The following is a 13,312-nucleotide window of genomic DNA, read 5'->3' as shown; positions in this document are numbered from 1 at the left end:
GACGCGGCACGATCAGGCGGCCTGATCGTGCCGCGACGCGGTCAGGCCAGGTCGGCGACGAGCTCGGCGACCGCCTTGCGGGTGCCCGTGTAGAAGGGCACCTCCTCGCGCACGTGCCGGCGGGCGCGACTGGCCCGCAGGTCGCGCATCAGGTCGACGATGCGGTGCAGCTCGTCGGCCTCGAAGGCGAGCATCCACTCGTAGTCGCCGAGACCGAACGAGGCCACCGTGTTGGCCCGCACGTCGGGGTAGGGCCGGGCCTGCATGCCGTGCTCCTTGAGCATGTCCCGCCGCTCCTCGTCGGGCAGCAGGTACCACTCGTAGGACCGCACGAAGGGGTAGACGCAGACGTAGCGGCGCGGCTCCTCGTCGGCGAGGAACGCCGGGATGTGGCTGCGGTTGAACTCCGCCGGCCGGTGCAGCGCCATCTGCGACCACACCGGCTCCAGGCGGCGGCCGAGCGCCGTGCGGCGGAACCGGGTGTAGGCCTCCTGCAGCGCCTCGGGCGTCTCGGCGTGCCACCAGATCATCAGGTCGGCGTCGGCGCGCAGGCCCGCGACGTCGTAGGTGCCTCGGACGACGACGCCCTTGCCGGCCAGCTCCTCGAACAGCCCGGAGACCTCGTCGGCGGCGGCCGCGCGGGCCTCGTCGCCGAACGGGCGGGCCAGCCGGAACACCGACCACATCGTGTAGCGGATCAGGGCGTTGAGCTCGTTGGCCCGCTTGCCGACGCTCTTGGTCTCCGTCTGCTCGCTCATGCGCCCATTGTCCCGCTGCGCCGGGGTGCGGTGCCGTGGGATCCCGGTCTCAGGACGGGACGACGCTCAGCTTGGGGCGCCTGCCCCGGCCCGGCCGGGCGGCCAGCGCGGCGAGGGTGATCGCGACGGCGTCCTCGGCCAGCGCCGCCTGCCAATCGGGCACCCGCTCCGCGGCCCAGCGCCGCCAGGCCAGCCCGCCGACGGACCCGGCCAGCGCGCCGAGCAGGCCCGCCGTCACCGGGGCGGCGGCGTTGGCGCCCTCCCTGCCGGCGAGGCGGCCCGCGGCGCCGGCCCCGCCGAGCAGGCGTACCGGCAGGGACTGCGGGCTGGTGCGCGCGGGGGTGGCCGGCAGCTTGTCACCCACGAGCTCCCCGGCGACGGCGGCCAGCGCGCCGAGGCGGGTGCCGCGCCGGGACCCCGGGTCGCTGAGCACCGGCGCGGCCAGCGCCAGGGAGCTGCGGCCGCCGGTGGCCACCCCGAGGACGGCCGAGCGCAGCACCAGCCCGGGCGGCGCCGGGGTGCGCCGGTCCCGCTGCTCCCGGGCGACCGGCACCGAGGACAGCACGCCCTGCACGGCCGCGCCGTAGGCGAGGTGCGGCACGGCGTCGGCCACCCAGTCGGCGGTGCTCCACGTGCGCGGGTCGCTGATCCCGAGGGCGGCGACCGGGCCGTCGGTGGCCGCCATCGCCGCGGCACCCGCGACCACCGCGCCGGTCGGCCCGGAGAACCGGACGCCGGCCGCGCGGAGCACGCTGGCGAGCACGCCGACGCCGAGCCCGGTGCCGATGCCGCTGAGCGCCCCGAGCGCGGTGCGGCGGTGCGCCCGCACCGCGCCCTGCCCGGGGACGCCGCCGGACAGCCGCCCGGCGAGGGCGTCGACGACGCGCTCGGGCGTCTCGCTGGGCGCCCGCCCCCGCCACAGCACGTCGGCGTACGTGACGGCGTTGAGCACGGTGGTGCCGGCTGCCCCGGCCACCAGCCCGCGGGCGAGGCTGCTGATCACGCCTCCACCCTGCGGGGATCCCCGCGCCCGCGCCAACCGGGACCTAGAGCAGCGCCTCCACCGCGCGGCGGGCGCCGCGGATGCAGGCCGGCACGCCGACGCCGTCGTAGGCGGCCCCGGCCACCGCGAGGCCCGGCACCGCGGCCACGGCGTCACGGATCGCCACCACCCGCTGCGGGTGGCCGACGAGGTACTGCGGCAGCCCGCCGCCCCAACGCACGAGGTGGGCCTCCACCGGCTCGCGGCGCTCGAGGTCGAGCAGGTCGGCGACGTCGGCCACCACGGCGGCGGTCAGGTCGTCGTCGTCGCGCTGCAGCTGGGCCTCGTCGCCGTAGCGGCCGACCGACGCGCGCACCCGCAGCAGCCCGTCGCCGGACAGGTGCGGCCACTTCGACGACGACACGGTGACGCCCTTGACCAGCCGGCCGGTCACCGGCGGCACGAGCAGCCCCGACCCGGCGGCGACCTCCTGCCCGGGGAACGCCATCGCGACGACGGCCATCGACGCGTACGGGATCCCGCGCAGCGGCTCGACGGCGTCCGGCGCGAGGCCGCCGAGCAGCCGCGCCGACTTCCCGGCGGGGGCGGCGACCAGCACGGCGTCGGCCTCGAGCACCTCCGGCGCGGCCACCGGGCCGACGGCGACCTCCAACCCCCCGCCCGCGCGGCGGATGGCGTGCGCGGGCGTGCGCAGCCGCACCCGCGCGCCCGAGGCGGCGGCCAGCGCGCCCGGCAGCGCGCCGATCCCGTCGGCGACGGTGACGAACACCGGCCCGTCGACGTCGCCGCGGCTGCGCGCGCCGGCGTCCCGGGCGGCGACGGCGGCGGCGAGCACCGAGTCGGCGTGCGCCAGCTGCGCGGCCAGCGCGGGCATGGTGGCGGCCAGCGACAGGTCGTCGGGCCGGCCGGCGTAGACCCCGCCGAGCAGCGGCTCGACCAGCCGGTCGACCACCTCGTCGCCGAGCCGAGCGCGCAGCAGCGCCCCGACCGGGACGTCGCCCTCCAGGCGCAGCGGGGGCAGGTCCGCCTCCGCGCGCACCCGCGCGACGCCGTCGTCGGTGAGCACCCCGGCCAGCCCGTCGGCCGACGTCGGCACGCCCTGCACGGTGCCCGGGGGCAGCGGGTGCCGGCCGTCGGGCAGCACGATCGAGGCCTGCGTGGTCGACGGCGCCACCAGCCGGTCCCCCAGCCCGAGTTCCGTCACGAGCTCGACGGCCTCGGGGACGCGGGCCAGCACCGCCTCGGGCCCGGTGTCGTACCAGGTGCCCGCCAGCTCGACCCGGTCGAGCTTGCCGCCGATCCGCCCGCCGGCCTCGACCACGACCACCTCGTCACCGGGCCGCTGCCGCGACCAGGCGAAGGCGGCGGTCAGCCCGGTGATCCCGGCGCCGACGACGACCAGGCGGCGGGTCATCGGGCCGAGAGCTCGTGCACCAGCTCGACGACGTGGGTGAGCACCCCGGGGTCGGTGTCGGGCAGCACGCCGTGGCCGAGGTTGAACACGTGCCCGCGGGCGGCCCGGCCCTGCTCGACCACCCGGCGCACCTCGCGGTCGACGGTCCCCCGGTCGGCCAGCAGCACGGCCGGGTCGAGGTTGCCCTGCAGCGAGCGCTGCGGCCCGACGCGGCGGGCCGCCTCGTCCAGCGGCACCCGCCAGTCGACGCCGACGACGTCGGCCCCGGCGTCGCCGATCAGCGCCAGCAGCTCGCCGGTGCCGACGCCGAAGTGCACGCGCGGGACGTCGCGGTCGCCGAGCCCGTCGAACACCGCGCGGGAGTGCGGCAGCACGCGCTCGGCGTAGTCGGCGGCCGAGAGCACCCCGGCCCAGGAGTCGAACAGCTGCACCGCGGAGGCGCCGTTGTCGACCTGCACCCGCAGGAAGGTGGCCGCGGAGACGGCGAGCCGGTCGAGCAGCCGCTGCCAGGCCTCCGGCTCGGCGTACATGAACGCCTTGGTGCGGGCGTGCTCCTTCGACGGGCCGCCCTCGATCAGGTAGGTGGCCAGCGTGAAGGGCGCCCCGGCGAAGCCGATGAGCGGCGTGGGCCCGAGCTCGGCGACCAGGCGGCGCACCGCCGTCGCGAGGAAGTCCAGCCGGTCGGGCTCGAGGCCGGGGAGCGCGTCGACGTCGGCCACCGTGCGCACCGGGCTGGCCACCACCGGGCCGACGCCGGGCTTGATCTCGATGTCGACGCCGGCGACCACCAGCGGCAGCACGATGTCGGAGAACAGGATCGCGGCGTCCACGCCGTGCCGGCGGACCGGCTGCAGGGTGATCTCGGTGACCAGGTCGGGGTCCTGGCAGGCCTCGAGCATCGCCGTGCCGGCGCGCAGCGCGCGGTACTCCGGCAGCGACCGGCCCGCCTGCCGCATGAACCAGACCGGGGTCCGCTCGACCGGCAGGCCGCGCGCGGCCCGGACCAGGTCCGAGTCGGCGGGGGACGTCGTGCGGGCCTCTGCGGTGGTCACGACGGTCGATCCTCCCAGACCGCCCGGGGCCGGACGTGCGGCGCGTCGGAGACAGACCGGGCCCGCGACACCTACCCTGCCAGCGTGGAGCCACGCAGCACGGCCGGGACCCGCGAGGTCACGGGCGCGCGCGGGCCCGTCGAGCCCCCGCCGGCCGAGTTCGCCGCGGGCGTCGCCGCGCTCGCCGCGCTGCGGGTGCGCCCGGAGATCGTCGTCGAGCAGATCCCCGCGCCGCAGCGGCTCGCGCCGTACGCCCACGCGCTGGGCGCGCGGATCACCGAGGGCGACGGCGACGACGAGGTGGAGCTCGCCGTCGCGCGGTTCATCGTGCTGCACGACCCCGCGGGCCACGAGTCCTGGAACGGCACCACCCGCTGCGTCGGCTACCTGTCGGCCTCCACCGACGAGCACATGGTCGACGACGCGATGTTCTCCGAGGTGGCCTGGAGCTGGCTCACCGAGGCGCTGGCCTCCTCCGGCGCGGCCGCGCACACCCTCGGCGGCACGGTCACCCGCACGGCCTCCACCCGCTTCGGCGACCTGGCCGGCCCCGAGCACACCGTCGACGTCGAGCTGCGGGCGTCCTGGACCGCCGGCGACACCGCCCTCGACCGCCACCTCGACGCGTGGCTCGAGGTCCTCGGCAACGCGGCCGGGCTGCCGCCGCCGGGCGTCTCCCTGCTGGGCCCCTCCGGCACGGTCGGGGACGGCAACTAGGATCGGGGGCGGGGAGTTCCGGACTCCCCGGGTCCGCGCCGGCCGGTCCGATCCGCCGGGCACACGTGCTGCGGCGGACGTACGGACGAGAAGGTGGACGGCAACTGAGCACCGAGCCCCTGCCCGACCCCGCTGCCGAGGCCGGTACCGAGGACACCGCTGACGGGCCCGCGCCCGTCCCCCTGCTGGCGCCGCGCGACGGCCTGCCGCCGGTCCTGGACACCGCCGCGGCCGTCTCCGGGTACGCCGACGCGCTGCGCGCCGGGTCCGGCCCGGTGGCCGTCGACGCCGAGCGCGCCTCGGGCTACCGCTACGGCCAGCGCGCCTACCTCGTGCAGCTGCGCCGCGCCGGCGCGGGCACGGGCCTCGTCGACCCCGTCCCGCTGACGCTGCCCGACCTCGCCGTGCTGCAGGACGCGATCGCCGGCGAGGAGTGGGTGCTGCACGCCGCCAGCCAGGACCTGCCGTGCCTGGCCGAGATCGGCCTGGTGCCCGGGCGCATCTTCGACACCGAGCTGGCCGCGCGCCTGGCCGGGCTGCCCCGCGTGGGCCTCGCCGCCGTCGTCGAGTCGCTGCTCGGGTACTCGCTGGTGAAGGGCCACTCGGCCGCCGACTGGAGCACCCGCCCGCTGCCCGAGGAGTGGCTGGTCTACGCCGCCCTCGACGTCGAGGTGCTCGTCGACCTGCGCGACGCGCTGGCCGCGCTGCTCGAGGAGCAGGGCAAGACCGAGTGGGCGCGGCAGGAGTTCGCCGCCGTCCTCGCGGCCGGGCCCCCGCCGCCGCGGCAGGAGCCGTGGCGGCGCACCTCCGGCGTGCACGGCCTGCGCAACCGCCGCCAGCTGGGGATGCTCCGGGCGCTGTGGGAGGCCCGCGACGACCTGGCCCGCAGGCGCGACGTCGCCCCCGGCCGGGTGCTGCCGGACTCCGCGATGGTGTCGGCGGTGCAGGCCGACCCGCCGTCGGAGTCGGCGCTGCTGGAGCTGCCGGTGTTCCGCGGCCGGGCGAACCGGCGGCTGGTGGGCACCTGGTTCGGCGCGCTGGCCCGCGGCCGGGCGCTGCCGGAGTCCGACCTGCCGCTGCACAGCCGCCCCGGCGACGGCCCGCCCCCGGTGAACCGCTGGGCCGACCGGGACCCGGCCGCCGCCACCCGGCTGCAGGCCGCCCGCGCGGGGCTCGCCGAGCTGGGCGAGAAGCACGCGGTCCCGGTGGAGAACCTGCTCTCCCCCGACCTGGTGCGCCGGCTCATGTGGACCCCGCCCGAGCCGCGTGACGCCGCGTCGGTCGCCGCCGCGCTGCGCGCCGGCGGGGCGCGCGAGTGGCAGGTCGAGCTCACGACCGGCCTGCTCACCGACGCGCTCGCCCGCGCCTGACGACGACGGAGGGGCGGCCCCGGGAGACCCCGGGACCGCCCCTCTGTCGTGCGTGGACGACGGTGCTAGTGCCCCGTCGCCGCGGCCCGCCGCCGGGCCAGCGCGTCGACGCTGGCGGCCAGCAGCAGCACTCCACCGGTGATGATGAAGTTCAGGTAGGCCTCGACACCGAGCAGGCCCAGGCCGTTGGCGATGATCGCCACGACCAGGCCGCCGAGGACCGCGTCGCGCACCCGGCCCCGGCCACCGAAGAGGCTGGTGCCACCGATGACGGCGGCACCCACCGCGTACAGCAGCGTGTTGCCGGCACCCGACGCCGCGGTGACCGAGGCCAGCCGGGACGCCGCGGCGATGCCGCTGATCGCGGCCATCGTGGAGGACAGCACGAACACCAGGACGCGGATCTTGGTGACGTTGATGCCGGCCCGGCGCGCGGCCTCGGCGTTGCCGCCGACGGCGTAGACGTGGCGGCCGAAGCTGGTGCGGCTCAGCACGAAGGTGAGCAGCAGCAGCAGGATGACCACCAGCGGCACCGCGTACGGGATGCCCTCGAGGTCGACGGCCGCCGACAGCGCCCGGTCGACGCTCAGGATCGCCGTCACCGCGATGAGGATGACGCCGATGAGCACGCACCGGGCGACGACGACGGCGAGCGGCTGGTGCGCCAGCCCCCGGGCCTTCTGCACCCGCCAGCGGTTCAGCTGGATGGCGGCGTAGAGCAGGATCGCCACCGCGGTGAGGATCCAGCCGAGGGTGACCGGCAGGTTCCGGTTGGCGATGCCCTGCACGACCTCGTCGCGCACCGGGATCGTGCCGCCCTGGCCGATGATCCGCAGCGTCACGCCCTGGAACGCCAGGAACAGCGCCAGGGTCACCACGAACGACGGGATGCCGACCACCCCGACCAGCGTGCCGGTGAACAGGCCGATGAGCGCACCCGCGGCGCACGCGGCGAGGATCGCCACGTACCAGGGCGCCCCGGCCTGGGCCAGCAACTGGGCCAGCACCGCGGCGCACACGCCGCTGACGACGCCGGCCGACAGGTCGATGTCGCCGAGGAGCAGGACGAACACCAGGCCCATCGCGAGCAGGGTGATCGGCACCGCCTGCACCAGCAGGTTGCTGATGTTGAGGGGCGTCAGGAAGGTGTTCGGCCGCAGGGCGAAGAACAGCAGGCCCAGCGCGATGATGCCGAGGACGGCCGGGAGGGCACCCAGGTCACCGCCGCGGACCTTGTCGACGTAGCCGCGGACGACGCCGGAGACGCTGTTGTCCGGGCGGTCGGCCTCGAAGCCGGCCGGCGCGGCGCCGGACGGCTCGGGCTTGGTGGTGGAGACGGGGTTGCTCATCAGATGCTCGCCTCGGCGACGGCCGGCGCGATGCCCAGGTTGCCCGAGCGGCCGGCGGTGATCAGTTCGATGACCTGGCCGCGGTCGACGGTGCTGATCGGCACGTCGGCGGCCATGCGGCCCAGGTACAGCGCGGCCACGCGGTCGGACACCTCGAAGACGTCGACCATGTTGTGGGAGATGAACACGACGGCGTGGCCGGTGTCGGCCAGCCGGCGCACGAGGTCGAGCACCTGCCGGGTCTGCGCGACACCGAGGGCCGCCGTCGGCTCGTCGAGGATGACGACCTTCGACTCCCACAGCACGGCCTTGGCGATCGCCACGGTCTGCCGCTGGCCACCCGAGAGGCTGGAGACGAGCTGGCGGACCGACTTGAGGGTGCGGACCGACAGCTTGGCCAGCGTGTCGCGGGCGGCGGCCTCCATGGAGGCCTCGTCGAGCAGGATGCCGCGCTTGCGCTCGCGGCCGAGGAACATGTTCTGGACGACGTCGAGGTTGTCGGCCAGCGCGAGGTCCTGGTAGACGACCTCGATACCGAGGGCCGCGGAGTCCCGCGGACCGGTGACGGTCACCGGCTTGCCCTCGAACCGGATCTCCCCACCGTCGATGGGGTGGATGCCGGCGATCGACTTGATGAGCGTGCTCTTGCCGGCACCGTTGTCGCCCACGAGGGCGGTGACCTGGCCGGGGTAGACCTTCAGGTCGACCCCGTGCAGCACCTGGATGGCGCCGAAGCTCTTGGTGACACCGCGGAGCTCGAGGATCGGGGTCCCCTCGCCCGCCTGCGGATCGGTCATGGCGGTCCTCTCTCGGAAAACGCGCCTGCGGGGCGCCTCCTGAGGATGTCAGGAGGCGCCCCGCAGGGAGGGGGTCAGGAGATGCCCAGCTCCTGGCAGTCGGCAGCGAACTCGCCGGTGCACAGCTCCTCGGCGGTCACCTGGCCGTCCTCGACGACGTCACCGACGTTGTCGCGGGTGATGGTCACCGGGGTGAGCAGGACCGACGGGACCTCGCGGCCACCCTCGACGTCCTCGACGGTGCCGGTGGTCTCGGCCTCGTCACCGTTGATCAGCGCGATGGCGAGCTCCGCCAGGGCGCCGGCCTCCTCGGCCGCCGACTTGTAGACGGTCATGCACTGGTTGCCGGCGAGGATGTTCTGCAGGCCCTCGACCGAGGCGTCCTGGCCGGTGACCGGGACCTGACCGGCCTGGCCGTTGCGGGCCAGCGTCTGGATCACGGCGTTGGCGAGCGTGTCGTTGGCGGCGACGACGCCCTGGATGTTGCCGCCGGCCTGGGTGTACATCTGCTCGAAGATCGTGGCGGCCTGGTCGGGCTCCCAGCCCGGGACGGCCTGCTCGGCGACCTGCGTGTACTGGGTCAGCGGGTCGAGGATCTCGTGCGCGCCGTCGGCGAACAGCGTGGCGTTGTTGTCGTCGGGCGAGCCGTTGAGGAAGGCGATGTTGCCCTGGGTGACGCCGCCGGCCTCGAGGCAGTCGGCGAGGCCCTGGCCCTGCAGGCGGCCGACCTCGGTGTTGTCGTAGGAGACGTAGTACTCGGCCGAGCCACCCAGGGTGAGCCGGTCGTAGTCGATCGTCGCCACGCCCTGCTGGGCGGCCTGCTGCTGGATCTGGGCGCCCGAGGCGGAGTCCAGGTTGACGATCGCGAGGACGGTGACGCCCTCCGTGATCATCTGCTCGGCGATGGTCGCCATGCGCTGGGCGTCGCCCTCGGCGTTCTGGATGTCGTACTCGACACCGGCGTCCTCGAAGGCCGCCTCGAGCAGCGGGCGGTCCGCGCTCTCCCAGCGGGGGGAGGACTCGGTGTCGGGGAGGATGACGCCGACCTTGCCGGCGGCCTCGCCGCCACCGCCGCCGCCACCGCTGCCGCCGCTACCGCTGTCGTCGCTGCCGCAAGCAGCGAGGCTGAAGACCAGGGCGGCCGCGAGGGCCGTCATCGTGGTGCGCCGTCGCGCCATGGATGTGTCCACCGTTCCGTCGGGAATACGCAGAAGTGCGGCGGTCACTATGCGCGCCGCGTCACAGGCGGTGCAAGGGCACCCCCCCGACGTTGCCGGACCGTGACCTCGACCACTCCGGACGGGTGAGGTTCCTGCCCCTCCGGGACCGGGTCGCGCTTGGTCGAGCTGTTACCGACGGGTAACTTCTCGGGTGGCCGCGCGCCTGCCCGCGCCGGTTCCCGTTCCCGCTGCGGAGGTCCCATGTCCCGCTCGCTGCGCGAGGTCGTCTTCGTCGACGGCGTGCGCACCCCCTTCGGCAAGGCCGGCCCGAAGGGCATCTACGCCGAGACGCGCGCCGACGACCTCGTCGTCCGCGTCATCCGCGAGCTGCTGCGCCGCAACCCGTCCCTCCCGGCCGACCGCGTGGACGAGGTGGCCATCGCCGCCACCACCCAGATCGGTGACCAGGGGCTGACCATCGGGCGCACCGCCGCGCTGCTGGCCGGGCTGCCGAAGTCGGTGCCCGGCTACGCGATCGACCGCATGTGCGCCGGCGCGATGACCGCCGTCACCACCACCGCCAGCGGCATCGCCTTCGGCGCGTACGACGTCGCCATCGCCGGCGGCGTGGAGCACATGGGCCGCCACCCGATGGGCGAGGGCGCCGACCCGAACCCGCGGTTCTTCAGCGAGAAGCTCGTCGACGGCTCGGCGCTGGTCATGGGCTCCACCGCCGAGAACCTGCACGACCGGTTCCCGCACCTGACCAAGGAGCGCGCCGACGCGTTCGCCCTGGCCAGCCAGCAGCGGTACGCCAAGGCGCTGGCCAACGGGCAGATCGGCCCGGAGCTGGTGCCCGTCGCCACCCGCTCGGCCGAGCAGGGCTGGGGCCTGGCCACCGCCGACGAGCCGCCGCGCCCGGGCACCACGCTGGAGGGCCTGGCGACGCTCAAGACGCCGTTCCGCCCGCACGGGCACGTGACCGCCGGCAACGCCGCGGGCCTCAACGACGGCGCCACCGGCTGCATCCTCGCCGCCGAGGAGGTCGCGCAGGAGCTCGGCCTCACCGCGGGCATGCGGCTGGTCGGCTACGGGTTCGTGGGCGTCGAGCCCGAGGTCATGGGCGTCGGCCCGGTCCCCTCGACCGAGCGCGCGCTGGCCCGTACCGGCCTGACCATCGACGACATCGGCCTGTTCGAGCTCAACGAGGCCTTCGCCGTCCAGGTGCTGGCCTTCCTCGACCACTTCGGCATCGCCGACGACGACCCGCGCGTGAACCCGTGGGGCGGCGCGATCGCCGTCGGCCACCCGCTGGCGTCCTCGGGCGTGCGCCTGATGACCCAGCTGTCGCGGCAGTTCGCCGAGCGGCCGGACGTCCGCTACGGCCTGACCGCCATGTGCGTGGGCCTGGGCATGGGCGCCACCGTCATCTGGGAGAACCCGAACTGGGAAGGGGCGTCGAAGTGACCGCCGTCTTCGAGAACGAGGTCGTGACCGAGGCCAAGGTCCGGTTCCTGACCCTTCCGGGGCTGTCCGGTGAGCTCGCGCTCATCACCCTGGACAACGGGCACGACCACACCCGCCCGTCGACCTTCGGGCCCGGCGGGCTCGCGTCCCTGGACGCGGCGCTGGACAAGATCGCGGCGCACACCCCGGCACCGGCGGCGATCGCCGTCACCGGCAAGCCCTTCGTCTTCGCCGTGGGCGCCGACCTCTCCGGCGTCCCCGCCGTGACCGACGCCGCGGCCGCCCGGGAGATCGCCGAGACCGGCCACCGGGTGTTCCGGCGGCTCAAGGACGCGGCCGTCCCGACGTTCGCCTTCGTCAACGGCGTGGCGCTCGGCGGCGGGCTGGAGCTGGCGCTGCACTGCCGGTACCGGACGATCGCCTCCACCGCGGTGGTCGCCTTCCCCGAGGTGTTCCTCGGCCTGGTGCCCGGCTGGGGCGGCACGCAGCTGCTGCCGGACCTCATCGGCATCGACCCGGCCGTCACCGTGGTCGTCGAGAACGCGCTGGCCCAGAACAGGATGACGCCCGCGCCGAAGGCGGCGGAGCTCGGCATCGCGGACGTCGTCCTGGAGCCCGCCGACTTCCTCGAGCGCTCGCTCGAGTGGGCCGTGGGCGTCCTGGACGGCGACGTGACGGTCGCGCGGCCCGAGGTGGACCGGTCGGCCTGGGACGGCGCGATCGAGCGAGCCCGGGCGATCGTGGCCGGGCGGACCCGCAACGCCTCCCCCGGCGCCCTGCGCGCCGTCGAGCTGCTGGACCTCGCCCGCCACGGGGTCGACGGCGAGGCGTTCACCGCCGGCACCGCCGCGGAGGACTCCGCGCTCACCGACCTGCTGATGAGCGACGAGCTGCGGGCGAGCCTGTACTCGTTCGACCTGGTCAACAAGCGGGCCAAGCGGCCGGCCGGCGCCCCGGACAAGGGCCTGGCGCGGAAGGTCGGCAAGGTCGGCGTCGTCGGGGCGGGCCTCATGGCCAGCCAGCTCGCGCTGCTGTTCGTGCGGCAGCTCGAGGTGCCGGTCGTGCTCACCGACATCGACCAGGCGCGCGTCGACAAGGGCGTGGCCTACGTCCACGGCGAGCTGGACAAGGTCGCGCAGCGCGGGCGGCTGGGCCCCGACCGGCTCAACCGGCTCAAGGGCCTGGTGAGCGGCTCGCTGTCCAAGGACGTCTTCGCCGACGCCGATCTCGTCATCGAGGCCGTGTTCGAGGAGATGTCGGTCAAGCAGCAGGTGTTCGCCGAGGTGGAGGCCGTCGTCTCCCCCGAGTGCGTGCTGGCCACCAACACCTCGGCGCTGTCGGTCACCGAGATGGCCTCGAAGCTCGAGCACCCCGAGCGGGTCGTGGGCCTGCACTTCTTCAACCCGGTGGCGGTCCTGCCGCTGCTGGAGGTCGTGCGCGCCGAGCAGACCGACGACGCCGCGCTGGCCACCGCCTTCGCCGTCGGCAGGGCGCTGAAGAAGTCCTGCGTGCTCACCGCCGACGCCCCGGCGTTCGTCGTCAACCGGCTGCTCACCCGCTTCCTCGGTGAGGTCACCTCGGCCGTGGAGCAGGGCACGCCGGTGGCCGTCGCCGACCGCGCGCTGGACCCGCTGGGCCTGCCCATGTCGCCGTTCGAGCTGCTCACGCTGGTCGGCCCGCCGGTCGCCCTGCACGTGGCCGAGCGGATGCACGAGGCCTTCCCCGACCGGTTCACCGTCGGCGAGGGGCTCAAGAAGATGGTCGAGCTGGGCAAGACGTCGGTGTACTCCGAGCCGGGCGTCGTCGACCCCGAGCTCGAGGGCATCGATGCCGGCGACTCCCCGCTTCCCGAGGAGCAGGTGCGCGAGCGGGCCGTGGAGGCGCTGGCCGAGGAGATCCGGCTGATGCTCGACGAGGGCGTCGTCGCGGCCGTGCAGGACATCGACCTGTGCATGCTGCTCGGCGCCGGCTGGCCGTTCTGGCTGGGCGGCATCTCCGCGTACCTCGACCGCGCCGGGGTCTCCGAGAAGGTGACCGGCCAGCGGTTCCTGCCGCGCGGGGTGGCGAGCCTCCCCGCCTGAGGGCGCTGACGACGACGGCCCGGGTCCCCACGTGGGGCCCGGGCCGTCCGTCGTCGCGGGGCCGTCCTGGCGCCGTCCTGGCTCACCGCGGCGCGTCCTGCCGCACGTCCGGCGGTGAGCCAGGACGCAGCACGACCAGGCGGC

The 13,312-nt window shown here is 75.3% G+C and carries 11 protein-coding genes; 4 read left to right on the top strand and 7 right to left on the bottom strand.

The genetic code is table 11. The annotated features are described in order from the left end of the window. Nucleotides 1-41: 41 nt before the first annotated feature. The 4 genes from hemQ to hemE are packed head-to-tail and all read right to left on the bottom strand — an operon-like array spanning nt 42 to nt 4,227. A complete protein-coding gene (gene hemQ, locus ACI79X_RS18915) occupies nt 42-758 on the bottom strand; it encodes a hydrogen peroxide-dependent heme synthase (protein ID WP_457026962.1) in 717 nt (238 codons plus the stop codon). Nucleotides 759-807: 49 nt separating this feature from the next. Next, nucleotides 808-1,761 carry a hypothetical protein gene (locus ACI79X_RS18910; protein ID WP_457026961.1) on the bottom strand — a complete coding sequence of 318 codons (954 nt, stop codon included), beginning with the start codon at nt 1,759-1,761 and terminating at the stop codon, nt 808-810. A gap of 43 nt (nt 1,762-1,804) precedes the next feature. Continuing rightward, nucleotides 1,805-3,175: a protoporphyrinogen oxidase gene (gene hemG, locus ACI79X_RS18905; protein ID WP_457026960.1), complete on the bottom strand. Its 1,371-nt coding sequence runs from the start codon at nt 3,173-3,175 to the stop codon at nt 1,805-1,807. Further along, nucleotides 3,172-4,227 (bottom strand): uroporphyrinogen decarboxylase, encoded by a 1,056-nt coding sequence (gene hemE / locus ACI79X_RS18900; protein ID WP_457026959.1) that lies wholly within the window; start codon nt 4,225-4,227, stop codon nt 3,172-3,174. Before hemE ends, hemG begins: the two co-directional genes overlap by 4 nt. 84 nt (nt 4,228-4,311) lie before the next feature. Here hemE and ACI79X_RS18895 point away from each other — a divergent pair, with 84 nt between their 5' ends. Together ACI79X_RS18895 and ACI79X_RS18890 are read left to right on the top strand one after the other, a co-directional pair. Beyond that, nucleotides 4,312-4,944, top strand: a complete 633-nt coding sequence (locus tag ACI79X_RS18895) for a DUF3000 domain-containing protein (protein WP_457026958.1) — start codon at nt 4,312-4,314, stop codon at nt 4,942-4,944. A 65-nt stretch (nt 4,945-5,009) separates the two neighbouring features. Next, on the top strand, nt 5,010-6,314 hold the full coding sequence (locus ACI79X_RS18890; protein ID WP_457026957.1) for an HRDC domain-containing protein: 1,305 nt from the start codon (nt 5,010-5,012) through the stop codon (nt 6,312-6,314). Between the two features lie 65 nt (nt 6,315-6,379). On the opposite strand, the gene ACI79X_RS18885 is transcribed toward ACI79X_RS18890, so the two are convergent. From ACI79X_RS18885 to ACI79X_RS18875, 3 genes are all read right to left on the bottom strand, one after another. Beyond that, a complete protein-coding gene (locus ACI79X_RS18885) occupies nt 6,380-7,663 on the bottom strand; it encodes a sugar ABC transporter permease (RefSeq protein WP_457026956.1) in 1,284 nt (427 codons plus the stop codon). Continuing rightward, nucleotides 7,663-8,460, bottom strand: coding sequence for an ATP-binding cassette domain-containing protein (locus ACI79X_RS18880; protein WP_457026955.1), 798 nt, complete (start codon nt 8,458-8,460; stop codon nt 7,663-7,665). The genes ACI79X_RS18885 and ACI79X_RS18880 overlap by 1 nt, the downstream gene beginning before the upstream one ends. Nucleotides 8,461-8,534: 74 nt before the next feature. Beyond that, the gene (locus tag ACI79X_RS18875) at nt 8,535-9,638 is read right to left on the bottom strand and encodes a sugar ABC transporter substrate-binding protein (protein WP_457026954.1); all 1,104 of its coding nucleotides are present in this window, start codon (nt 9,636-9,638) and stop codon (nt 8,535-8,537) included. Nucleotides 9,639-9,881: 243 nt separating this feature from the next. On the opposite strand from ACI79X_RS18875, the gene ACI79X_RS18870 reads away from it, so the two are divergent. Then, complete coding sequence (locus ACI79X_RS18870) at nt 9,882-11,087, top strand: thiolase family protein (protein WP_457026953.1); 1,206 nt, start codon at nt 9,882-9,884, stop codon at nt 11,085-11,087. Further along, nucleotides 11,084-13,168, top strand: a complete 2,085-nt coding sequence (locus ACI79X_RS18865; RefSeq protein ID WP_457026952.1) for a 3-hydroxyacyl-CoA dehydrogenase NAD-binding domain-containing protein — start codon at nt 11,084-11,086, stop codon at nt 13,166-13,168. The genes ACI79X_RS18870 and ACI79X_RS18865 overlap by 4 nt, the downstream gene beginning before the upstream one ends. The last annotated feature ends 144 nt before the right edge of the window (nt 13,169-13,312 follow it).

The organism is Geodermatophilus sp. SYSU D01119 (assembly GCF_054049975.1).
Note: the sequence above shows the minus strand (reverse complement) of the source record. Positions and strands in the feature narration are given on the sequence as shown.